This is a genomic window from Pseudomonas guariconensis, from assembly GCF_024127895.1.
GTDB classification, from domain to species: Bacteria; Pseudomonadota; Gammaproteobacteria; order Pseudomonadales; family Pseudomonadaceae; genus Aquipseudomonas; species Aquipseudomonas guariconensis_B.
Map to the genome: position 1 here is coordinate 180,169 of NZ_JAMYBK010000003.1, position 21,888 is coordinate 202,056.

Here is a 21,888-nt window from a genome sequence, read left to right on the forward strand (position 1 = left end):
AGGAGAACAGCATGTCTGACGCCCCAACCCTGCAAAGCTTCATCGCCGGCCGCTGGATCGGCCAGCACGGCGCCCAGGCCCTGCGCAGCGCCCTGGACGGCCATGTCCTGGCCTACAGCCACGAGGAGCGCCCGGACTTCGCCGAAGCCCTCGAACATGCCCGCCGCCAGGGCCTGACCGCGCTGATGGCCCTGGACTTCCAGCAGCGTGCCGCCCGTCTGAAGGCCCTGGCCCTGTACCTGGCCGAGCGCAAGGAGCAGCTCTACGCCCTCTCCCACCACAGCGGCGCGACCCGTACCGACAGCTGGATCGACATCGAAGGCGGCAATGCCACGTTGTTCGCCTATGCCGGCATCGGCAGCCGCGAGCTGCCCTCGGGCAACCTGGTGCACGAAGGCCCGGCCATCCCTCTGGGCAAGCAAGGGCATTTCGCTGGCAGCCATATCCTGGTGCCGCGCGCCGGGGTGGCGGTGCACATCAATGCCTTCAACTTCCCGATCTGGGGGATGCTGGAGAAGTTCGCCCCGACCTTCCTCGCCGGCATGCCGTGCATCGTCAAGCCAGCGACCTCGACCAGCTACCTGACCGAGGCGGTGGTGCGCCTGATGAACCAGTCGGGCCTGTTGCCGGCGGGCAGCCTGCAGCTGGTGATCGGCAGCACCGGCGACTTGCTCGAGCGCCTGCAGGGCCAGGACGTGGTGACCTTCACCGGCTCCGCCGACACCGCCGCCAAGTTGCGGGTAACGCCGAACCTGGTGCGCCACTCGGTGCCATTCACCGCCGAGGCCGACTCGCTCAACTGCGCCATCCTCGGCCCGGACGTCAGCCCCGACAGCGAGGAGTTCGACCTGTACATCAAGGAGGTGGTGCGCGAGATGACCACCAAGGCCGGGCAGAAGTGCACCGCCATCCGCCGCGCCATCGTCCCGGCCAGGCACCTGGACGCCGTGGCCACCCGCCTGCGCCAGCGCCTGGCCAAGGTGGTGGTGGGCGACCCTTCGGTCGAAGGCGTGCGCATGGGTGCGCTGGCCTCCCACGACCAGCAGCGTGATGTTGGCGAGCGCGTGCGTAGCCTGCTCCAGAGCTGCGATCAATTATTCGGCGCGAGCGACGGCTTCGCCCCGGTCGGCGAGGGTGTGGCCGAGGGCGCGTTCTTCGCCCCAACCCTGCTGCAAGCCCGCGATCCCCATGCCGAAGGCGGCGCCCACGACATCGAGGCCTTCGGCCCGGTGAGCACGCTGATGGCCTACGACGACCTGGACGAAGCCCTGGCCCTGGCGGCCCGTGGCAAGGGCAGCCTGGTGGCGACCCTGGTCACCGCCGATCGCGCGGTGGCGGCCAAGGCCATCCCGGCGGCGGCCGCCTGGCATGGGCGCCTGCTGGTGCTCGACCGCGAGGCGGCCAAGGAATCCACCGGCCACGGCTCCCCCTTGCCACAGCTCAAGCACGGCGGTCCCGGCCGGGCCGGTGGTGGCGAGGAGCTCGGTGGCCTGCGGGCGGTCAAGCACTACCTGCAGCGCGCGGCGGTGCAAGGCTCGCCGAGCATGCTGACGGCAGTGACCGGCGAGTACGTGCGTGGCGCCGAGGTGATCGAGAGCGAAGTGCATCCGTTCCGCCGTCATTTCGACGACCTGCGCATCGGCGAGTCGCTGCTCACCCACCGGCGTACCGTGACCGAGGCGGACCTGGTCAACTTCGGTTGCCTGTCGGGCGACCATTTCTACATGCACTTCGACGAGATCGCCGCCAAGGCCTCGCAGTTCGGCAAGCGCATCGCCCATGGCTACTTCGTGCTGTCCGCGGCGGCAGGGCTGTTCGTGTCGCCGGGCGAAGGGCCGGTGCTGGCCAACTACGGCCTGGATACCCTGCGCTTCATCAACCCGGTGGGCATCGGCGACACCATCCAGGCCCGCCTGACCTGCAAGCGCAAGATCGACCAGGGCAAGTCCAGCCCGCTGGGCCAGCCCCAGGGCGTGGTGGCCTGGGACGTGGAGGTGACCAACCAGCTGGGTGAGCTGGTGGCCAGCTACGACATCCTGACCTTGGTGCTCAAGCGGACTTGAATGCCGTGAGGGCTTGGGGCCGCAAAGCGGCCCCCAATGGCGATGCAAGCCTGGCCCCCACCTGCCACCGCGGTTGACTCCCCCTGCCATAAATGCTCAGATGCGCCCCTGTTTCAGGTGTCCCCCGCCGCCGTGCGGGGGGTTAAACGGGAAGCCGGTGCCTCGCCCTCGCGCGACCAGTCCGGCGCTGCCCCCGCAACGGTAAGCGAGCGATGCATTCGACACACCACTGTGCCGCCGGCATGGGAAGGTGAATGCCTCACGCCCCTCGCAAGCCCGGAGACCGGCCTGACACTGCAATTGGCAACTCCCGCGGTGGGCGGGCGCGGGCCGGTCCTGGGGCAGCCTCGTGCCCACGATTGCTCCGTGCGTGCGCTCCGTCGGGTCTTCTCAACCCCGCAACGGTCGCTCACCCATGTCTTTGCCTACCCTGCGCATCGAAGGCCTGCACTGGTCACCGTCACCCGGCGAACGCCGGCTGCTCGACGGCATCGACCTTGAGGTCGGCCCTGGCGAGTTCGTCGGCCTGATAGGCCCCAACGGCAGCGGCAAGACCAGCCTGTTGCGCTGCGCCTACCGTTTCACCCGGCCAGACAGCGGCCGCGTATCGCTAGAAGGCGAGGACATCTGGCAGCGCCCGCCGCGCTGGGTGGCGCAACGCATCGCGGTGATGCTGCAGGAGTTTCCCGAGGACTTCGGCCTGAGCGTGCGCGATGTCGTCGCCATGGGCCGTACCCCGCACCTGGGCTGGTTCCAGGGCGACAGCGAAGCGGCGCTGGTCGATGCCTGCCTGCGCGAGCTGGGCCTGCTGGCCTGCGCCGAGCAGGGCTTCGCCAGCCTGTCCGGCGGGGAAAAGCAGCGGGTGCTGCTGGCCAGGGCACGGGTGCAGCAACCGCGCCTGATGATCCTCGACGAGCCGACCAACCACCTCGATCCGCGCTACCAACTGGCCCTGCTCGAGCACATGCGCGGTACCGGGCTGAGCCTGCTGGCGAGCTTCCACGACCTGAACCTGGCCGCCGCCTTCTGTGACCGGCTGTATGTCATCGAGGCCGGCCGCATCGTTGCCCATGGCACGCCGCAGCAGGTCCTGACCGAACAGTGCCTGGCCCAGGTGTTCGGCGTGCACGCCCTGGTCGATCGTCATCCCCTCGCCTGTCACCCGCGCATCACCTGGATCAGCCCCGCATGAAACGCTTCGTCACCTGCCTGGCCCTGCTGACCGCCCTGCCCCTCGCCGCTCTGGCCAGCGACTTTCCCCTGACCGTGCACAGTTGCGACCGCGACGTGACCTTCACCCAGCCGCCACAGAGGGCGGTCAGCCACGACGTCAACCTCACCGGCATGCTCCTGGCCCTGGGGCTGCGCGAGCGCATGGTCGGCTACAGCGGCATCAGCGGCTGGAAGAACCTCGACCCGTCGATGCGCCAGGCCCTGGCCGGCCTGCCGGAACTGGCGGCACGTTACCCATCGCTGGAAAACCTGCTGGACGTGGACGCCGACTTCCTGTTCGCCGGCTGGAGTTACGGCATGCACGTGGGCGGGCCGGTCACGCCACAGACGCTGGCGCCCTTCGGCATCCCGGTCTACGAGCTGAGCGAATCCTGTTCGCGGATCATGCCCCAGCGCCAGGCCAGCCTGGAGGACCTGTACCGGGACCTGGACAACCTCGGCAGGATCTTCGCCGTGCCCGCCCAGGCCCAGGCTTTGATCGGCCAACTGCGCCAGCGCATCGCCCGGGTGACCGCCCAACTTGGCGAGGTGCAGCGCAAGCCCCGGGTGTTCCTCTACGACAGCGGCGAGGACCGCCCGACCACCTCCGGCCGCCTGGGCATGCCCCAGGCGCTGATCGAGGCGGCCGGTGGCGAGAATGTGATGGCCGATGTCAACGCCAGCTGGACCGAGGTCAGTTGGGAAAGCCTGGTCGAACGCGACCCGGAGGTGATCGTCATCGTCGACTACGGCCCCACCCACTGGCAGCACAAGCGCGACGTCCTCCTCAAGCACCCGGCCCTCGGCGAGGTGAAGGCGATTCGCGAACGGCGCTTCGTGGTGCTGACGTACCTGCAGGTCACGCCTTCGGTGGACAACGCCGTTGCCATCGAGCACCTGGCCGCCGCGCTGCATCCGCAACGGTTCGCCGGGGCGCCGCGCTGATGCCGGTGCGTAGCCCTGCCGGCTATCGCCTGTTGCTGGTCGCACTGCTGGCGGCACTGGTGTTTTCCTGCCTGCTGTCGCTGGGCTTCGGCGCTGCCCAGGTGCCGCTGGCCAAGGTGCTGGGTATCGTTCTGCAGCAACTGGGCCTGGCCGACGGCGGCGACTGGAGCCGCGGACAGGCGCAGATCGTCTGGCAGATCCGCGCCCCACGGGTCGTGCTCGGCGCGCTGGTGGGCGCCGGCCTGGCCCTGGTTGGCGGCGCCCTGCAGGCGGTGACGCGCAACCCACTGGCCGATCCGCACCTGCTAGGGGTCAGCTCCGGTGCAGTGTTGGGCGCGGTGCTGGTGGTGCTGTTCCTTGGCCCCTTCGCCGGTGCCTTGAGCCTGCCCCTGGCGGCCTTCATCGGCGCCCTGGGCAGCATGCTGCTGGTGCTGGGGGTGGCCAGCCGACGTGGCCGACTGGAGAGCGAACGGCTGTTGCTGGCCGGGGTAGCGGTGTCCTTCGTGGTCATGGCCCTGGCCAACCTGCTGCTCTACACCGGCGATCCCCATGCCGCCAGCTCGGTCATGTTCTGGATGCTCGGCGGGCTGGGCCTGGCGCACTGGTCGCTGCTGTGGCTGCCGGCCGTTTGTGTGCTGGCCGGCTTCCTCTTGCTGCTCAGCCTGGCCCGCGCCCTCAATGCGCTGATGAGCGGGGAGCAGACCGCCGTCAGCCTCGGCTTCGACACCCGCCGGGTGCGCGCCCAGGTGTTCGTCGGCTGCGCCCTGCTCACGGGCGTGCTGGTGTCGCTGTCCGGGGCGATCGGCTTCGTCGGCCTGATGCTGCCCCACGTGGCCCGCTGGCTGGTGGGCGCCGAGCATCGCCGCCTGCTGCCGGCCTGCGCCGTGCTCGGTGCGCTGTTCGTGGTCTGGGTCGACATGGGCGCACGCACCCTGATCGCCCCCCAGGACCTGCCCATCGGCATCGCCACCGCGGCCATCGGCGGGCTTTTCTTCATCATCCTGTTACGTCGCAGGCCCTGACATGCCCTGTCGATCGCACGGGCGTGAGCGCCGTTGGTCGGTGCCGCAGGCCCGGGCAGGGATCGACAGCCGCCTTGCGCCGCTCTGATGCCATGAGGGGTGGTCAGTGGCTTCGCCCCTCGCGCCTGTTTCCGGCCCGCCCGCCGGCAGGTCTTTTCCCATCGAAGCCAAGCCGAGGAAGCCGTCATGAACGAGACACTGCGAATGGGTGGTGGCAGCGCCCAGGACGACTGGCCAGAACTCGATCCCGAAAAACGCAATGACCGGGCCGACGATCCCGATGTCGACCCCAACCTGACCGAAGAAGAGGACCGGCCTGGCGTGCCGGCCAGTGATCCGGAATCCGGGGCCTGATGGCGTCGGGCCCGTCACCGGTGAATGCGTTGCCCTGACCGGCCCCTTCGTAGGTTTGCCCGCGAAGGGGCCGCCTCGACACCCCACGCACAGGGCTGCGTCGTTTCGCCGCAGGCCCAGGCCCCTTGGGCAAATCCCGCGCAAGGCATAGAATCGCGCCGCCTTTTCACCCGTCGCCTCGTACGGTGGCAACCCGCAGCAACGACAGCGTCCACGCCTGAACACATGATCGCGCATGTGCAACAGGCTCAACCGCCCCGCCCGGCCACCTTCCCCAGGTGCCAGCGGTTGAGTCTTGCCCTGGTCGCATCCTCCCCGGCCAGGCATGCAGGCACGAAAAGGCGCCTATACCGCTTTTCGAATACTTTGAGGTACCTATGTCTGCGCGTCTGCTGGCCATGGCGCTGGCACCCCTGCTCGGGTTGTTTATCGTTGCCCTGGGCAATGGCTTCCTGTCCTCCCTGACCACCCTGCGCCTGGGCGCAGCCGGCGAATCGGCGACGATGATCGGCATCGTCTCGTCGGCCTACTTCATCGGCCTGACCCTCGGGGCGATCTTCAACGACCGGCTGATCCTGCGCATCGGCCACATCCGCGCCTACACCAGCTTCGCCTCGCTGATCGCCGCGACCATCCTCCTGCAGGGCCTGTTCTACGACACCACCTGGTGGTTCGCCTTGCGCCTGGTCAACGGCTGGGCCTCGGTCGGTGTGTTCCTGGTCATCGAGAGCTGGCTGCTGCTGGCCGGCGATGCGAAGATCCGCGGGCGCCTGCTGGCGCTGTACATGATCGCCTTCTACGGCGCCGGCGTGCTCGGCCAGGCGGCCTTGGGCGAGATCACCGGCTGGGGCGACACCGCGCCGTTCATGGTCGCCGGCATGCTGGCCTCGCTGTCGGTGTTGCCGATCGTGATCCTGCCACGGGTGTCGCCGCTGCTGGAGCAGGTCGAGCCGCTCAAGCCCCGCCAGTTGCTGGGGGTGGCACCTACCGGGCTGGTCGGCTGTTTCGGCTCGGGGATCGCCATCGCCGCCGTGTATGCCCTGCTGCCGCTGTACCTGCAGCGCATCGGCCTGGACGTTGGCGAGGTCGGCAACATGATGGCCTGGGTGATCCTCGGCGCGATGCTGCTGCAATACCCGGTGGGGCGTTGGTCCGACCGCAAGGACCGCCAGGACGTGCTGATCGCCCTGGGCGCGCTGTGCACGGTGCTGTCGGTGGTGATCGTGCTGCTGCCGCCTGCTTCGGCGCTGCTGCCGGCCATGCTGTTCCTGCTGGGCGGCGGCGTGTTCGCCCTCTACCCGGTGGCGGTCAGCCATGCCGCCGACCGGGCACCGGCCGATGCGCTGGTGCCGATGATCCAGGGCTTGCTGCTGATCAACTCACTGGGCTCGGCCCTGAGCCCGCTGGCCATCTCGCCGGTGATGACTTCCTACGGCGAGGCTGGGCTGTTCTGGGCCTTCGCGGTGGTCAACCTGTGCATGGTGACCTTCTTCCTCTGGCGTCGCGGCAAGCGCCCGGCGCCCGAGCACCCCGCCCCGTTCGCCCCGTCGACGACCTTCTCGCCGACCGGTGCCGAACTGCGGGTGACGGAGGACCTGATGCACGCGGCGCAGGAGCATCCGCCGATGGCGCAGGCCCTGGGTGGGGAAAGCCCTGTGCCGGTCAAGTAAGCGGGGCTTGGTGCTCCTGGGGCCGCTTTGCGGCCCATCGCCGGCAAGCCGGCTCCCACAGGGCGTCGAGCACACATGGGGCTCGCCGGCGATGGGCTGCAACGCAACCCCAACTGGCATGACCACCCGTCGCCCTGCGGGCACCCCACGCCCACCCTGGCAGCCGAACGAATGACGATCATCCCCACAGGAGATTCATCATGGTCCGTATTCGTCCGCTCCCCTTCCTCCTCGCTCTCGGCCTGGGTATCGCCTCCTCCGCCAGCCTCGCCGCCACCGACATGAACGGCACCGGCGCCCAGCCTCAGACCGAACACGCCTCCGGCGACCACTCCAAAGGCAGCACCGCTGGCGAAGGCAGCAGCACCAATACCCCCGGCGGCACCCAGGGCAACGACAGCAGCGACAGCGCTAGCCAGCCCGACGCGGTCGATGGCCGCACGGGTGGCTCGGGCAGTACGGGCGAAGCCACCGGCTCGGGCGCCGGCAGCTCCGGCGGCACCGCCGAGGACCAGGACAGCCGCTAATGGCTAGCGGGCGGGGCGGCGCTCAGCGCCAGTAGCGTGGCTCGTCCACCACCCGCTCGTGCTCCGCGAACAGCAGCGGCAACTGCTCCTTGAGAAAGTCCAGCCAGGTGCGCACCTTGGCATCCAGGTAATGCCGCGACGGATAGATCGCGTAGATCTCCCGCTGACGCAGCCGGTGTGGCGCCAGCAAACGGCACAGGCGCCCCTCCTCGATGGCCTGGCTGGCCGAGTAGTACGGCAGCAGGCCCACCCCCATCCCCAACTCGGTGGCCTTGAGCATGGCATCGGCCACATTGGTGAGGAAGGTGTCCTGGGGCACGATCACGCAGCTCTCCGGCGCCTGGCCGAACGCCCAGTCCTCTTCGAACAACGGGTCCACGGTGCGCAGGCAGATGTGCTGGTGCAGGTCTTCCGGCCGCTTGGGGACCCCGTGGCGGGCCAGGTAGTCCGGCGAGGCGCAGAGGATGCTGTAGATGCTGCCCAGGGGGATGGCGATCAGTTGGGAGTCCGGCAGGCCCTGGCCCATGGTGATCACCACGTCGTGCCCCTCCGCCAGCGGGTCCGGATTGCGCTGGGAGAGGGTCAGCTCCATCACCACTTCGGGGCAGGATGCGTTGTAGCGGGCGACCAGCGGCATCATCAGCAGGCCCAGGCCGTGGGTGCAGTGGAAACGCAGGTGGCCACGGGGCGTGAGGTGGGCGCCACGCGCTTCGTCGACGGCCTCCTCGGTCAGCAGCATGATCTGCCGCGAGCGCTCGAGGAAGCGCTCGCCCGCCTCGCTCATGCGCAGCCGGCGGGTGGTACGGTGCAACAGGCGCGTCTGCAGTTGGCTTTCCAGCTCCGCGACGATCCGCGACACCTGCGCCGCCGAGATGTCCAGGGCGTTGGCGGCCGCGGCGAAACTGCCGCACTCCACCACCCGGGCAAAGGTTCGCATGGCATGCAGCATATCCATGATTGCGTCGCTCCCTCAGGTCTATTCGTACATTCTGGGCAGGAATCTATCACGAAATAGCCCATTTATTGTGAATGACCAATGAATACATCATTAGTCATACATTCAAGATAAGGAGCCCATCATGAAACGCTCGATCGCTTTCCTTGCCCTGTTCGCCTCCCTTGCCTCGTTCGGGACCTTTGCCGAGCAGGCCGTCAACCCGCCGGTCACCGCCAGCAGCGAGACCTACGAATACGGCTTGCCGCTGGACATCGCCAAGGTCGTTTCCATCACCCCCGCCAGCAATGCCGCCGATTGCCAGGTGGGCACCGCGCACATGGTGTATGTCGACCATCAAGGCCAGACCCGCGAGATCGACTACCGGGAAATGGGCAACTGCTCGCAGCTCTGACACCCTGCCGCCCGCCGCTTCACGCCAGTAACTGCTCGATCCACCGCACCTGCATCGCCACTTCCTGCGCCTTCTCCTGCGGCACCGCCTGTCGCGCACGGGCGAAATGCGCCATGACCCGCCGCTTGCGCTTGAGGTTCAGGCCCCATTTGGCGAGGAACGCCGGGCTGCGCTGCTGCATCAGCAAGGGGCCGAAATACAACTCCTGGGGGGAGTACGCCACCGCTGTGCAACGCTCGGCCACGATGATCTCGTAGGTGAATTCGTTTTCCTCCAGCAACTCCTCGCAAAGGATGCGGTAGCCGTTTTCCATCAGCCATTCGCGCAGGGTCCCTTCGCGCACGTTGGGCTGCAGGACCAGGCGCTCCCGACCGCTCAGGCGATGTTTGCCGCGCTCGAGGATCTCGCGGATCTTCTCGCCGCCCATGCCGCAGAGGCTGATGGTGCTGATGCGATCTTGCGGCTCGATGGCCTCCAGGCCGTCGGCCAGGCGCACACTGATCCTGTCGTCCAGGCCGTTCTTGCGCACCTTGCGCTCGGCGGAGCGAAACGGCGTGAGCGCCGCCTCGCCGGCCACGGCGGCCTCGATATGCCCACGCAACATCAAGGCCACGGGCAGGTAGCCATGGTCCGAGCCGATATCGGCCAGGCGCGCTCCGGCCGGCACGTGCGCGGCCACGCGCTCCAGGCGCATCGACAATGTCTGTTCGTTCAACCCTCGCCCCTTCTTCACGACAAGCACCCGGCACGCTCGGCCGGATCGGGCCGCGATTCTGACGGCCAATGCCGTGCATTTCAAATCCTGGCGACCGGGGCCAGCGCTCGACCCGCCCTGGCCGCTCGCGTAGGCTTGCGGGTTTCCTTCCGTTGCAAGGTTCAACCCCCATGGCAAACGCAGATATCACCTTCATCCCCGACACCGACCCGGCGTCCATCTCTTCCGATGTCGCCGACTTCAACGGCCTGCTGGTGACCACCCAGGTCCCCACCCGAGCCGACGGCAGCCTCGAGCTGGGCGGTATCGTCGAGCAGAGCGAATGCACCCTGCAATCGCTCAAGGACGCCCTCGAGCGCGCCGGCAGTTCGATGGACCGGGTGCTGCACCTGACCATCTACCTGACCGACATGGCCGACCGCGCGGCGTTCAACGAGGTCTACCAACGCTTCTTCGCCAAGCCCTGGCCGGTACGCGCTGCCGTCGGCGTGGCGTCGCTGGCCTATGAGGGCATGCGCGTGGAAGTGACCGCGATGGCGGCCAAGGCCTGAATTGCGCGCCTTGTTCGCGGGCAAGCCCGCTCCCTGGTCCGAGTCGATCACCTGTGATGGGGTCGGCAGGATCGTGTGGGAGCCGGCTTGCCGGCGATCGGCTGCGCAGCCGCCGCGGGCCCACCGGGCAGGCCAAGGATGCCGCCGGGCCATTTCGCCGCTACAATGCGCGCCTTGACCGTGACAGCCCGACCATAACGACATGTCCCTTCCAAAGAACCACCTGGAACTGCTCAGCCCTGCCCGTGACGTGGCCATCGCCCGCGAGGCGATCCTGCACGGCGCGGATGCCATCTATATCGGCGGCCCGAGCTTCGGCGCACGCCACAATGCCTGCAACGAAGTCAGCGATATCGCCCAACTGGTGGAGTTCGCCCATCGCTACCACGCGCGGGTATTCACCACCCTCAACACCATCCTCCACGACAACGAGCTCGAACCGGCCCGCCAGCTGATCCACCAGCTGTACGACGCCGGCGTCGACGCGCTGATCGTCCAGGACCTGGGGGTGATGGAGCTGGACATCCCGCCGATCGAGCTGCACGCCAGCACCCAGACCGACATCCGCACCCTGGAGCGGGCCAGGTTCCTCGACCAGGCCGGTTTCTCGCAGCTGGTCCTGGCCCGCGAGCTGAACCTGCAGCAGATCCGCGCCATCGCCGACGAGACCGAGGCGGCCATCGAGTTCTTCATCCATGGCGCCCTGTGCGTGGCCTTCTCCGGCCAGTGCAACATCTCCCATGCGCAGACCGGCCGCAGCGCCAACCGCGGCGACTGCTCCCAGGCCTGCCGCCTGCCCTACACCCTCAAGGACGACCAAGGCCGCGTGGTCGCCTTCGAAAAGCATCTGCTGTCGATGAAGGACAACAACCAGAGCGCCAACCTGCGCGCCCTGGTGGACGCCGGCGTGCGTTCGTTCAAGATCGAGGGCCGCTACAAGGACATGGGCTACGTGAAGAACATCACCGCCCATTACCGCCAACTGCTCGATGCCATCCTCGACGACCGCCCGGACCTGGCCCGCGCCTCCAGCGGGCGTACCGAGCATTTCTTCGTGCCTGACCCGGACAAGACCTTCCACCGTGGCAGCACCGACTATTTCGTCAGTGCGCGCAAGATCGACATCGGCGCCTTCGACTCGCCGACCTTCACCGGCCTGCCGGTGGGCGTGGTGGAAAAGGTCGGCAAGCGTGACCTGCAGGTGCTCACCGAGGTGCCGCTGACCAACGGCGACGGCCTCAACGTACTGGTCAAGCGCGAGGTGGTGGGTTTTCGTGCCAACATCGCCGAGCCCAGGGGCGAATTCGAGGAAGACGGCCAGAAGCGCTACCGCTACCGCGTCGAGCCCAACGAGATGCCCGAGGGCCTGCACCGCCTGCGCCCGAACCACCCGCTGTCGCGCAACCTGGACCACAACTGGCAGCAGGCGCTGCTGCGCACCTCTGCCGAGCGCCGTGTCGGCGTGGCCTGGAACGCCGTGCTGCGCGAGGCGCGCCTGGAACTGACCGCCACCAGCGAGGAAGGTGTCAGCGTGCAGGTCGCCCTGGACGGCCCGTTCGGCGTGGCCAACAAGCCGCAGCAGGCCCTCGAGCAGTTGCACGACCTGCTCGGCCAACTGGGCACCACCCAGTACCACGCCACCGCCATCGCGCTGGACGCGCCCCAGGCGTACTTCATCCCCAACTCGCAGCTCAAGGCCCTGCGCCGCTCGGCCATCGAGGCGCTGACCGAGGCACGGATCAAGGCCCACCCTCGCGGCCGGCGCAAGGCCGAGACCGACCCACCGCCGGTCTACCCCGAGTCGCACCTGTCGTTCCTGGCCAACGTCTACAACCAGAAGGCCCGCGACTTCTACCAGCGCCATGGGGTGGAGTTGATCGACGCGGCGTTCGAGGCCCACGAGGAACACGGCGAAGTGCCGGTGATGATCACCAAGCACTGCCTGCGTTTCTCCTTCAACCTCTGCCCCAAGCAAGCCAAGGGCGTCACCGGCGTGCGCACCAAGGTCGCGCCGATGCAACTGGTGCATGGCGATGAGGTCCTGACCCTGAAGTTCGACTGCAAGCCCTGCGAGATGCATGTGATCGGCAAGATCAAGGACCACATCCTCGACCTGCCGACCCCGGGCAGCGCCGTGGGCCAGGTGGTCGGGCACATCAGCCCGGAAGACCTGCTCAAGACCATCGTGCGCGCACCGCATTGAGCCGCAGGGTTCTGCGCTGACTGAAAGTGCCTTGTGCATGGGCTGGGTAATCCCCAGCCCATGCCTGCGGTTTTTGCCAGCCACGGAACCAGAATGTCTCAAATGACACCTTTCTTGCCCGAATGAGTTGAAGCTACCCGCAATTTCTGCACAATGCGATGAATGCGAGCAACGCGAGGCCTCCCGATGCACCCCACGCCCCACGACGAACGCCTGCTCAAGGCATTGGCCCATGCCCTCGTCGTCCACCCCCGGGCCACCCTGAAGGCGCTGGCCGAAGCGGCCGGCGTCAGCAAGGCCACCCTGCACCGTTTCTGCGGCACCCGCGACAACCTGGTGAACATGCTCGAGCACCACGGCGAGCAGGTACTCAACGAGGTCATCGGCAAGGCCGACCTGGAGCACGCCGATCCGCTGGCGGGGCTGCGCCACCTGATCGCCGAACACCTCAAGCACCGCGAGATGCTGGTGTTCCTGATGTTCCAGTACCGCCCGGACACGCTGCTTGGCGGCGACAACCAGCGCTGGCGTGCCTACACCCAGGCGATGGACGCTTTCTTCCTGCGTGCCCAGCAGTTGGGGGCACTGCGCATCGACATCAGCGCGGCGGTGTTCACCGAGATGTTCCTCAGCATGATCTACGGCATGGTCGATGCCGAGCGGCGCGGGCGGGCGGCCAGTGCCAACTCGGCGCAGGCGCTGGAGCAATTGTTCCTGCAAGGGGCGCAAGCCAGGGCTTGATGGTGGGCATGGGGCTGCTTTGCAGCCCCAAAGACTGCCAGGCACAAAAAAGGCCCCTGAACACCAGGTCCAGGGGCCGAAGCGGTTGGATTTCCCAACCAAAGGAGCCGTTACGGGTGCTCGATCTCGGTCGCACGCTCGCTTTGCACACCCCTGCGCCTTAGCAGCGACAATACCCAGACAAAGCAGATAGGCACGAACACCACTCCCAGCAAGGTGGCGCTGAGCATGCCGCCGATCACCCCGGTGCCGATCGCCCGCTGGCTGGCCGCGCCGGCCCCGGTGGCGATGGCCAGGGGCACCACGCCGAGGATGAACGCCATGGAGGTCATGACGATTGGCCGCAAACGCAGGCGTGCAGCCTCGATGGCCGCCTCGCGCAGGCTACGGCCCTGCTCCCGCAGCGCCTTGGCGAACTCGACGATGAGGATGGCGTTCTTCGCCGCCAGGCCGATGATGGTGATCAGGCCGACCTTGAAGTACACATCGTTGGGCAGGCCGGTGGCCATCACCGCCAACACCGAGCCCAGGGCGCCGATCGGCACGATCAGCATCACCGTCAGCGGGATCGACCAACTCTCGTACAGCGCCACCAACAACAGGAACACCACCAGGATGGCCAGGGCGAACAACTGGCTGGCCTGGCCGCTGGAGACCTTCTCCTGGTACGACAGGCCCGTCCAAGCGTAGCCGATGCCCTCCGGCAACTCGCCGACCAGACGCTCCAGCTCGGCCATCGCCTGGCCGGTGCTGTAGCCCGGCGCCGCGTCGCCGGTGATGCGGATCGCCGGGTAGCCGTTGTAGCGCACGATCTGCACCGGCCCCTCCTCCCAACGGGTACTGACGAAGGCACTGAACGGCACCTGCTGGCCATCGGCATTGGGGGCATAGAGGCGCAGCACGCTTTCCGGGGTCATGCGCTCGCCCTGCTCGGCCTGCACCACCACCCGCTGCTGGCGGCCGGCGTTGCTGAAGTCGTTGATCACTTGGGAGCCGAAGGCGGCGGACAGCGTGCTGTTGATGGTTTCGAAGGTCACGCCCAGGGTGCGGGCCTTCTCCCGGTCGATCTCCAGCCGCAGTTGCGGTGCCTCGGCCAGGCCTTCCATCATCGCGTAGAGGATCACCGGGTTGCCGTTGGCCTGCGCCAGCAAGCGGTCACGCGCCGCCAGCAGGGCCTCGCGGCCAAGCCCGCCACGGTCCAACAGGCGCAGGGAGAAGCCGCCGGCATTGCCCAGGCCATCGATCGGCGGTGGGTTGACCGCGGTGATGGTGCCGTCGCCGTGCCCGGCGAAGTGCGCATTGACCGCCGCCGCCTCGGCGTCCGCCGATTGCTCGGCACTGCGTTCGGACCAGTCCTTGAAGGTCGGGAAGGCCAATGCGGCGTTCTCGCCCATGCCGGAGAAACTGAAACCGCTGACCAGGAAAGCCGACGCCAACGCCTCGCGCGACATCAGGAACTGCTCCAGGGCCTGGCCGGTGGCGTCGGTTCGCACGCGGCTGGCGCCCGGCGGCAACTGCACGTCGACGATGGCATAGCCCTGGTCCTCCACCGGCACGAACGACTCCGGCAGGCGCAGGTAGAAGTAGCCGAGCATGGCGACGATCCCGGCATAGACCAACATGTAGCGCCCGGCGCGCTTGACCAGCGCGCTGTTCATGCCCGAGTAGCGTTCGGTCAGCCGGGCAAACCCACGGTTGAAGGCGCCGAAGAAGCCGCGCTTCTCATGGTGGCCCTGGGGGATCGGCTTGAGCAGCGTGGCGCACAGCGCCGGGGTGAAGGTCAGGGCCAGGAACCCGGAGAACAGGATCGACACCGCCAGGGACAGGGAGAACTGCTGGTAGATCACGCCCACCGAGCCAGACATGAACGCCAGCGGCAGGAACACCGCCGCCAACACCAGGGTGATGCCGATGATCGCCCCGGACACCTGCCCCATCGCCTTGATGGTCGCGGCCTCTGGTGCCAGGCCCTCCTCGGCCATGATCCGCTCGACGTTCTCCACCACCACGATGGCGTCGTCCACCAGGATGCCGATAGCCAGGACCATGCCGAACATGGTCATCATGTTCACCGAGAACCCCAGCAGCTTCATGACCATCAAGGTACCGAGCAGGCACACCGGCACCACGATCGACGGGATCAAGGTGTAGCGGATGTTCTGCAGGAACAGGAACATCACCAGGAACACCAGGACCATGGCTTCGATCAAGGTATGGATGACCTTCTCGATGGCCACGTCGACGAAGCGCGAGGTGTCGTAGGGCACGGAATACTCGACGCCCTCGGGGAAGAACGCCGACAGCTCGGCCAGGCGCTCCTTGACCAGCGCGGCGGTCTGCAGGGCGTTGGCGCCCGGCGCCAGTTGCACCGCACCGGCCACCGCCGGCTTGCCATCGAGGCGCGAGGAGAAGTTGTAGCTCTCCAGGCCGACCTCCAGGCGCGCCACATCGGCCAGGCGCACCTGGGAGCCGTCCGGGTTGGCGCGCAGGACGATGCGGCCGAAGGCCTCGGGGTCGTCCAGGGTGCCGTGCACCGCCAGGGTCGCGGTCAGTTCCTGCTCGCTGCTGCCGGGTGCGCTGCCGAAGCTGCCGGCGGGCACTTGCACGTTCTGCCCACGGATGGCGTTGCCCACGTCGTCGATGGACAGGCCATAGCCCACCAGCTTCTGCGGATCGACCCACACGCGCATGGCCGCTTCCGAGGAGAAGAACTGCAGCTTGCCGACACCCGGCACCCGGCGCAGCTCGTTGTTGATGTTGCGCGCGGCGTAGTCGCCCAAGGCTGTGGTGTCGCTGCGACCGGCGCCCTCCTTGTAGCTCAGCGCATAGACCAGCAAGAAGCCCGCGCTGGTCTGTTCCACCTCGATACCCTGGGTGGTCACGGCCTGCGGCATGCGTGCCTCGGCCTTCTTCAGGCGGTTCTGCACGTCGACCTGGGCCAGCTCCGGATCGGTGCCGGGCTCGAAGGTCACCACCACCTCGGCGATGCCATTGGCGTTGTTGGTGGATTCGAAGTACAGCAGGTGCTTGGCGCCGTTGAGCGACTCCTCGATGATGCTGGTCACCGACTCCACGAGCACTTTCGCCGAAGCGCCAGGGTAGGTGGCGGTGATGGTGATCTGTGGCGGCGCCACGTTGGGGTACTGGGCCACCGGCAACGACGGGATCACCAGCAAGCCCGCCAGGGAAATGAACAACGCCACGACCCAGGCGAAGTTCGGCCGTTCGATGAAGAACCTGGACATCTGTGCTTACCCCCGCCTCACCGCGCCGCGGCCTGTTGTACCTGGGCCGGCGACACCGGCATGCCCGGCGCAAGACCGGCCGGGCTGCCGACGATGACCTGGTCGCCCGGGCGCAGGCCCTCGGTGATCTGCCAGCGGGCGCCGTGCATGGCGCCGGTGCGCACCTCGCGCGCCTCGGCCAGGCCGTCGGTCCCCACCAGCATGACCCGTGCCTCGCCATCGCTGCCGCGCCGCACGGCGCGTTGTGGCACGAGGATGGCCTGGTGGTCGGTGCCCTGCGGGGTGCGCACGCGCACATACATGCCGGGCAGGAGAATACCGTCGGCATTGTCGAAGCGCCCCCGCAGGATCACCTGGCCGGTACCACGGTCCACCGCCACGTCGGTGAACAGCAGCGAGCCCTGGCGCTCATAGTCGGTGCCCTCGACCCGCACGCTGAGCGCCTGGTCGTCGCCCGCGGCGAGCACACCGTCCTTGAGCGCCTGGCGCAAGCGCAGGGCCTCGGCGGCCGGCTGGGTGAAATCGACGTAGATCGGATCGAGCTGCTGGATGCGCGCCATCAGCGTGGCATCGCCCTGCCCGACCAGCGCCCCTTCGGTGACCAGGGCACGGCCGATACGTCCGGAGATCGGTGCCTTGACCGTGGCGTAGCCCAGGTTCAGGCGCGCGCTTTCGACATCCGCCTGGGCCGAGCGCACCGTGGCCTGGGCGCTGTGCAGGTCGGCGCTGGCCGTGTCGAAGTCCTGCTGGCTGACCGCCTGGATCTTCACCAGTGGCGCGTAGCGGCGCACCCTGGCCTGGGCCTCGAGCATGACCGAGCGTGCCCGCGCCAGCTCGCCTTCGGCGCGCGACAGGGCCGCCTTGAACGGTGCCGGGTCGATCTGGAACAGCACGTCCCCGGCCTTGACGTCGGCCCCTTCCTCGAAGCGCTTGTGCAGGACGATGCCGGCCACCCGGGCGCGGACTTCCGCCACCCGCATCGGTTCGACCCGGCCTGGCAAGGTCGAGGCCAGGGCCAGCGGCTCGCTGGCCACCGTGACGGTTTCCACGGGATAGGCCACTTCCGCCGCCGGTGGCGTTTCGGCCTGGTCGCAGCCGGCCAGGACGACCGTCATGGCCAGGCAGCCGGCCATCCCTATTGCACGTAAATTGCTCATGATTCACCCGAGCCTTCGATAAAAACGGCCCGAATGATATGGGTGAAACCTCAATGAGTCAATTTTGTCTCATTTGATATATTTGTGAAGAATTGTGAAGACTGGGCTGCTTTGCAGCCCATCGCCGGCAAGCCGGCTTCCAGCAGAGATAGCGCTCAACTTCAGGGTGGCGCTATATCTGGGAGCCGGCTTGTCGGCGATGGCCCGCCAAACGGCCCCTTCTTACAGCAGCCCCAGCCCCCGCGCGGTACGGTCCACGGCGATCCGGGTCTTCTCCACCAGCTCATCGATATCGCCGCGGCTGGCCACCAGCGCCGGCGCCATGATCATCCGCCCCAGGGTCGAGCGAATGATCACCCCTTCCTCGAAGCCATAGGTCCGGCACTGCCAGGCCAGGTCGTTCTCGTTGGCGTAGCGCTTGCGGGTGGCCTTGTCCTCGGCGAACTGCAACGCCGCCACCAGCCCGGTGCCCTGGATCTCGCCGATCAGCGGATGCTCGCCGAACACCTCGCGCAGGCAACGCTGCAGGTAGGGGCCGGTATCGTCCTTGACCCGGCGCACGATGCCTTCGTCGCGCAAGGCCTTGAGGTTGGCAATGGCCACCGCCGCCGCCACCGGGTGGCCCGAATAGGTCAGGCCGTGGGCGAACACCCCGCCCCGCTCCACCAGCGCCTCGGCGATGCGCTTGCTCAGCACCAGCCCGCCCATGGGCACGTAGCCGGAGGTCAGGCCCTTGGCGATGGACAGGGTGTCCGGCTCGAAGCCAAAGTGCTGGTGGGCGAACCATTCGCCGGTACGGCCGAAGCCGCCGATCACCTCGTCGGCGCACAGCAGCACGTCATACTGGCGGCAGATGCGCTGGATCTCGGGCCAGTAGCTTTCCGGCGGGAAGATCATGCCACCGGCGCCCTGGAACGGCTCGGCGATGAAGCCGGCGACATTCTCGGCGCCCAGCTCGAGGATCTTCTCCTCCAGTTGCAAAGCACAGCGGCGACCGAACTCGGCCGGGCTCAGGTCGCCCCCTTCGGCGTACCAGTACGGCTCGTCGATGTGCGCAACGTCAGGGATCAAGCCACCCATCTCGTGCATGAACTTCATTCCGCCCAGCGCAGTGGCCGCCAGGGTCGAGCCGTGGTAGCCGTTCCAGCGGCCGATCATGATCTTCTTGCTCGGCTGGCCAACCACCTGCCAGTAGCGGCGCACGGTACGGATCAGTACCTCGTTGGATTCGGAGCCCGAGTTGGTGTAGATCGCGTGGCTGTAGTGCCCCGGCAGCAGGCTGAACAACAGTTCGGACAGTTCGATCACCGCCGGGTGAGTGGTGTGGAAGAACATGTTGTAGTACGGCAACTGGTCCATTTGCGCGGCAGCGGCGGCGGTCAGGTCCTTGCGGCCGTAGCCGAGCTGGGTGCACCACAGGCCGGACATGCCGTCCAGGTAGCGCTTGCCGTCGTTGTCCCACAGGTGCAGGCCCTCGCCACGGACGATGACCCGTGGGCCTTCGGCGTTGAGCGCCTTCTGGTCGAGGAAGGCATGGATGTGGTGGGCGGCGTCGGCGGACTGGTAGTCACGGGTTTCGCGTTGAGGCTGGAAAGAAGCGTTCATTGTTGTTCTCCGTGGAGGGGTATCAGCGCAGTTGGAACCAGGTGGTCTTCAGTTGGGTGTATTTGTCGAAGGCGTGCAGCGAGAGGTCGCGACCGAAGCCGGACTGGCGGCCGCCGCCGAAGGGCACCGCCACGTCCAGGGCATCGACGGTGTTGACCGACACGGTGCCGGCCTTCAGGCGCCGAGCCACGCGATGGGCACGGTTGAGGTCGTCGCTCCACACCGAGGCGGCCAGGCCGTAGACGCTGTCGTTAGCCTGGCGCACGGCTTCGTCCTCGTCGTCGAAGGCGCTGATCGCCAGCACCGGGCCGAAGATCTCCTCGCGGGCCAGGGCCATGCCCGGCTGCACGTCGCTGAACACGGTCGGGGCGATGAAGTTGTCCGAGCCGTTGATACGCAGGCGCTCACCGCCGCACAGCAGGCGTGCACCGTCGGCCCTGGCCTGTTCGATGGCGGCGCAGATACGGGCGCTCTGCCCGGCATCGACGATGGCCCCGGCGCGGCTGGCCGGGTCCAGCGGGTCGCCCGGCAGCCAGTCGCGGGCCTTGGCCAGCAGGCGCTCGACGAATGCGTCGTGGATCGAGCGCTGCACGTACAGCCGGGAGTTGGCCGAGCACACCTCGCCCTGGTTGAAGAAGATGCCGAAGGCCGCCTTTTCGGCCGCCAGGTCCAGGTCGCGGCAGTCGTCGAACACCAGGTTCGGGCTCTTGCCGCCGCATTCCAGCCACACCTGCTTGAGGTTGGATTGCGCCGAATACTGCATGAAGTACTTGCCCACCTGGGTGGAGCCGGTGAACACCAGGCAATCCACGTCCGGGTGCAGGCCCAGCGCACGCCCGGCCTGCTCGCCCAGGCCGGGTACCACGTTCAGCACGCCCTCGGGCAGCCCGGCCTCCAGGGCCAGCTCGGCCAGGCGCAGGGCCGAGAACGGCGATTGCTCGGCCGGCTTGAGCACCACGCTATTGCCGGCGGCCAGCGCCGGGGCGACCTTCCAGGCGGCCATGTCCAGCGGAAAGTTCCACGGCACCACCGCGCCGACCACACCCAGGGCCTCACGGGTGATGGTGGCCAGGGCATCGGCAGCGGTGGGCGCCACCTGGTCGTAGAGCTTGTCCAGCGCCTCGCCGTACCAGGCGAAGACATTGGCCGCGCCGGGCACGTCGATGTTGTAGGCATCCATCACCGGCTTGCCCATGTTCAGCGAATCGAGCAGCGCCAGTTCCTCGCGGTGGGCCAGCATCAGCTCGGCCAGGCGCAGCAGTACGCGCTTGCGCGCCGTCGGTGCCATGCGTGCCCAAGGCCCCTGTTCGAAGGCGCGACGGGCCACGCGCACCGCCTGGTCGATCTCCGCCTCGCCGCAGGCGGCGACCTGGGCCAGTAGCTGGTTGGTCGCCGGGTTGATCGCCTCGAAGGTGACGCCCGAGCGGGCGGCCACGGGGCGGCCGTCGATCAGGGCCGTGTCGATGAAGCTTTGCCGTGCAGCACGCTGCTGCCAATCGCTCAATGTATGCACGCAGGACTCCCTACCGGCCGCCGTGGCGGCCGGTCGTTGTGGTGGTTCGGGTAAGGTGATGCGGTGGCTCAGCGCCTTCGCAGGTAACTTTCCAGCGGGTCCTTGCTCAAGCCTTCCTGGGCCTGGGCCAGGGCGTCGATGAACAAGGAGAACAGCTCGGACTGCTTGGCGATGTCCAGCTTGGTGTAGAGGTTCTTGCGGTGGGTCTTGACCGTGTCTTCGCTGATGCCCAGGCGCTCGGCCAGGGAGCGGGTCGAGTGGCCGCGCAGCAGGTACTGGGCGACGCGGCACTCGCGCTCGGTCAGCAAGGACGAACCGAAGTTGTTCAGCGCCGCGTTGATCTGCCGGCCCAGGGCGCTTTCGAAGCGTCCGCCCAACGCGTCGGCATCCAGGCGCCCCCAGTGCCGCTGCACCACCGCCTGCACCCAGGGGGCCACGCACTTGAGGTCGCCGACCTGCTGGCTGGCCAGGCGCCGGGTGCTGCCCAGGGCCACGGCGATGGACAGGTGCGCACCGAGGGGGACGATGTAGTTGAGTTCGTCCTCCAGGTGCGCGTGCTGGTAGAACGACAGGTAGTACTCGCTGCGCTTGAAATGGTCGGGGGCGACATCGCTCAGGCGATAGCAACCGGGTGCGATGCCGTCCATGCAGGCGCGGTAGAACGGGCACAGCAGGTAGTAGCCGTCGAGGTACTTCTGCACATTGCCCTCGGGCAGCCAGGGCCCTTCTTCGTCCTTCTCGAACAGCGCCGAAGGCAGCCCCTTGCGTGGGTAGAGGAAGACGGTGATGGCCTGGGAGGGGGCCAGGCAGTTGAGCGCGGCGAACAGGGCCTCGACGAAGCCGGGCGTACCGATGGCATCGATGACACGGGCCATCTGCGCGTACCAGTCGGGCGATTTCAGCCGGTCTTTGCTCATGTTCTTGTTCCCCGCCAGGGTTATCGTGGCCAGGATTGTTTCACGCAGCGCACGGCTCGACCATCACCCTTCAGGGTGAGCCGGCGCAGGCCGCTCCGA

Annotated in this window: 18 protein-coding genes and 1 riboswitch; of the genes, 11 read left to right on the forward strand and 7 right to left on the reverse strand. The window is 67.6% G+C overall.

Annotated elements, in window-relative coordinates; translation table 11 throughout:
• The first annotated feature begins 11 nt into the window (after positions 1-11).
• The 7 genes from paaZ to NJF35_RS05645 all read left to right on the forward strand — a co-directional run bounded on the left by paaZ (position 12) and on the right by NJF35_RS05645 (position 7,793).
• On the forward strand, positions 12-2,063 hold the full coding sequence (gene paaZ / locus NJF35_RS05615; protein ID WP_253090792.1) for a phenylacetic acid degradation bifunctional protein PaaZ: 2,052 nt from the start codon (positions 12-14) through the stop codon (positions 2,061-2,063).
• A 98-nt stretch (positions 2,064-2,161) separates the two neighbouring features.
• A riboswitch (cobalamin riboswitch) is annotated at positions 2,162-2,370 on the forward strand.
• A gap of 108 nt (positions 2,371-2,478) precedes the next feature.
• A complete protein-coding gene (locus NJF35_RS05620; protein ID WP_410045952.1) occupies positions 2,479-3,255 on the forward strand; it encodes an ABC transporter ATP-binding protein in 777 nt (258 codons plus the stop codon).
• Positions 3,252-4,220 (forward strand): ABC transporter substrate-binding protein, encoded by a 969-nt coding sequence (locus NJF35_RS05625; protein ID WP_253090793.1) that lies wholly within the window; start codon positions 3,252-3,254, stop codon positions 4,218-4,220. The genes NJF35_RS05620 and NJF35_RS05625 overlap by 4 nt, the downstream gene beginning before the upstream one ends.
• Positions 4,220-5,242 (forward strand): FecCD family ABC transporter permease, encoded by a 1,023-nt coding sequence (locus NJF35_RS05630; protein WP_253080122.1) that lies wholly within the window; start codon positions 4,220-4,222, stop codon positions 5,240-5,242. Before NJF35_RS05625 ends, NJF35_RS05630 begins: the two co-directional genes overlap by 1 nt.
• 186 nt (positions 5,243-5,428) lie before the next feature.
• A complete protein-coding gene (locus tag NJF35_RS05635; protein WP_225787818.1) occupies positions 5,429-5,596 on the forward strand; it encodes a hypothetical protein in 168 nt (55 codons plus the stop codon).
• Positions 5,597-5,973: 377 nt separating this feature from the next.
• A complete protein-coding gene (locus NJF35_RS05640) occupies positions 5,974-7,266 on the forward strand; it encodes an MFS transporter (RefSeq protein WP_225787819.1) in 1,293 nt (430 codons plus the stop codon).
• Between the two features lie 200 nt (positions 7,267-7,466).
• Positions 7,467-7,793, forward strand: coding sequence for a hypothetical protein (locus NJF35_RS05645; RefSeq protein ID WP_225787820.1), 327 nt, complete (start codon positions 7,467-7,469; stop codon positions 7,791-7,793).
• A 22-nt stretch (positions 7,794-7,815) separates the two neighbouring features.
• On the opposite strand, the gene NJF35_RS05650 is transcribed toward NJF35_RS05645, so the two are convergent.
• A complete protein-coding gene (locus tag NJF35_RS05650; RefSeq protein WP_225787821.1) occupies positions 7,816-8,748 on the reverse strand; it encodes a LysR family transcriptional regulator in 933 nt (310 codons plus the stop codon).
• A gap of 124 nt (positions 8,749-8,872) precedes the next feature.
• Between NJF35_RS05650 and NJF35_RS05655 the strand changes: the two genes are divergently transcribed.
• Positions 8,873-9,142, forward strand: a complete 270-nt coding sequence (locus NJF35_RS05655) for a DUF2790 domain-containing protein (protein WP_253090794.1) — start codon at positions 8,873-8,875, stop codon at positions 9,140-9,142.
• A 19-nt stretch (positions 9,143-9,161) separates the two neighbouring features.
• On the opposite strand, the gene NJF35_RS05660 is transcribed toward NJF35_RS05655, so the two are convergent.
• The gene (locus tag NJF35_RS05660; RefSeq protein ID WP_317235046.1) at positions 9,162-9,857 is read right to left on the reverse strand and encodes a tRNA (adenine(22)-N(1))-methyltransferase; all 696 of its coding nucleotides are present in this window, start codon (positions 9,855-9,857) and stop codon (positions 9,162-9,164) included.
• Between the two features lie 170 nt (positions 9,858-10,027).
• Here NJF35_RS05660 and NJF35_RS05665 point away from each other — a divergent pair, with 170 nt between their 5' ends.
• From NJF35_RS05665 to NJF35_RS05675, 3 genes are all read left to right on the forward strand, one after another.
• A complete protein-coding gene (locus NJF35_RS05665) occupies positions 10,028-10,408 on the forward strand; it encodes a RidA family protein (protein WP_225787823.1) in 381 nt (126 codons plus the stop codon).
• A gap of 202 nt (positions 10,409-10,610) precedes the next feature.
• The gene (locus tag NJF35_RS05670) at positions 10,611-12,611 is read left to right on the forward strand and encodes a peptidase U32 family protein (RefSeq protein WP_253090795.1); all 2,001 of its coding nucleotides are present in this window, start codon (positions 10,611-10,613) and stop codon (positions 12,609-12,611) included.
• Between the two features lie 186 nt (positions 12,612-12,797).
• Positions 12,798-13,352 carry a TetR/AcrR family transcriptional regulator gene (locus NJF35_RS05675; protein WP_225787825.1) on the forward strand — a complete coding sequence of 185 codons (555 nt, stop codon included), beginning with the start codon at positions 12,798-12,800 and terminating at the stop codon, positions 13,350-13,352.
• A gap of 110 nt (positions 13,353-13,462) precedes the next feature.
• On the opposite strand, the gene NJF35_RS05680 is transcribed toward NJF35_RS05675, so the two are convergent.
• From NJF35_RS05680 to NJF35_RS05700, 5 genes are all read right to left on the reverse strand, one after another.
• A complete protein-coding gene (locus tag NJF35_RS05680) occupies positions 13,463-16,597 on the reverse strand; it encodes an efflux RND transporter permease subunit (RefSeq protein ID WP_253090796.1) in 3,135 nt (1,044 codons plus the stop codon).
• 17 nt (positions 16,598-16,614) lie between these two features.
• Positions 16,615-17,754, reverse strand: coding sequence for a MexC family multidrug efflux RND transporter periplasmic adaptor subunit (locus tag NJF35_RS05685; protein WP_225787827.1), 1,140 nt, complete (start codon positions 17,752-17,754; stop codon positions 16,615-16,617).
• 222 nt (positions 17,755-17,976) lie between these two features.
• Complete coding sequence (locus NJF35_RS05690; RefSeq protein WP_225787828.1) at positions 17,977-19,359, reverse strand: aspartate aminotransferase family protein; 1,383 nt, start codon at positions 19,357-19,359, stop codon at positions 17,977-17,979.
• A gap of 22 nt (positions 19,360-19,381) precedes the next feature.
• Positions 19,382-20,872 carry an aldehyde dehydrogenase gene (locus tag NJF35_RS05695; protein ID WP_225787829.1) on the reverse strand — a complete coding sequence of 497 codons (1,491 nt, stop codon included), beginning with the start codon at positions 20,870-20,872 and terminating at the stop codon, positions 19,382-19,384.
• Between the two features lie 68 nt (positions 20,873-20,940).
• Complete coding sequence (locus NJF35_RS05700; RefSeq protein ID WP_225787830.1) at positions 20,941-21,789, reverse strand: helix-turn-helix transcriptional regulator; 849 nt, start codon at positions 21,787-21,789, stop codon at positions 20,941-20,943.
• Between the last annotated feature and the right edge of the window lie 99 nt (positions 21,790-21,888).

Excerpts from the sequence above, each read along its gene's own strand:
- NJF35_RS05685 (WP_225787827.1), bottom strand. The coding sequence starts at position 17,754 with ATGAGCAATTTACGTGCAATAGGGATGGCCGGCTGCCTGGCCATGACG.
- NJF35_RS05690 (WP_225787828.1), bottom strand. The coding sequence starts at position 19,359 with ATGAACGCTTCTTTCCAGCCTCAACGCGAAACCCGTGACTACCAGTCC.
- NJF35_RS05650 (WP_225787821.1), bottom strand. The coding sequence starts at position 8,748 with ATGGATATGCTGCATGCCATGCGAACCTTTGCCCGGGTGGTGGAGTGC.
- NJF35_RS05630 (WP_253080122.1), top strand. The coding sequence starts at position 4,220 with ATGCCGGTGCGTAGCCCTGCCGGCTATCGCCTGTTGCTGGTCGCACTG.
- NJF35_RS05635 (WP_225787818.1), top strand. The coding sequence starts at position 5,429 with ATGAACGAGACACTGCGAATGGGTGGTGGCAGCGCCCAGGACGACTGG.
- NJF35_RS05665 (WP_225787823.1), top strand. The coding sequence starts at position 10,028 with ATGGCAAACGCAGATATCACCTTCATCCCCGACACCGACCCGGCGTCC.
- NJF35_RS05625 (WP_253090793.1), top strand. The coding sequence starts at position 3,252 with ATGAAACGCTTCGTCACCTGCCTGGCCCTGCTGACCGCCCTGCCCCTC.
- NJF35_RS05645 (WP_225787820.1), top strand. The coding sequence starts at position 7,467 with ATGGTCCGTATTCGTCCGCTCCCCTTCCTCCTCGCTCTCGGCCTGGGT.
- NJF35_RS05700 (WP_225787830.1), bottom strand. The coding sequence starts at position 21,789 with ATGAGCAAAGACCGGCTGAAATCGCCCGACTGGTACGCGCAGATGGCC.
- NJF35_RS05640 (WP_225787819.1), top strand. The coding sequence starts at position 5,974 with ATGTCTGCGCGTCTGCTGGCCATGGCGCTGGCACCCCTGCTCGGGTTG.
- paaZ (WP_253090792.1), top strand. The coding sequence starts at position 12 with ATGTCTGACGCCCCAACCCTGCAAAGCTTCATCGCCGGCCGCTGGATC.
- NJF35_RS05655 (WP_253090794.1), top strand. The coding sequence starts at position 8,873 with ATGAAACGCTCGATCGCTTTCCTTGCCCTGTTCGCCTCCCTTGCCTCG.
- NJF35_RS05675 (WP_225787825.1), top strand. The coding sequence starts at position 12,798 with ATGCACCCCACGCCCCACGACGAACGCCTGCTCAAGGCATTGGCCCAT.
- NJF35_RS05620 (WP_410045952.1), top strand. The coding sequence starts at position 2,479 with ATGTCTTTGCCTACCCTGCGCATCGAAGGCCTGCACTGGTCACCGTCA.
- NJF35_RS05670 (WP_253090795.1), top strand. The coding sequence starts at position 10,611 with ATGTCCCTTCCAAAGAACCACCTGGAACTGCTCAGCCCTGCCCGTGAC.
- NJF35_RS05680 (WP_253090796.1), bottom strand. The coding sequence starts at position 16,597 with ATGTCCAGGTTCTTCATCGAACGGCCGAACTTCGCCTGGGTCGTGGCG.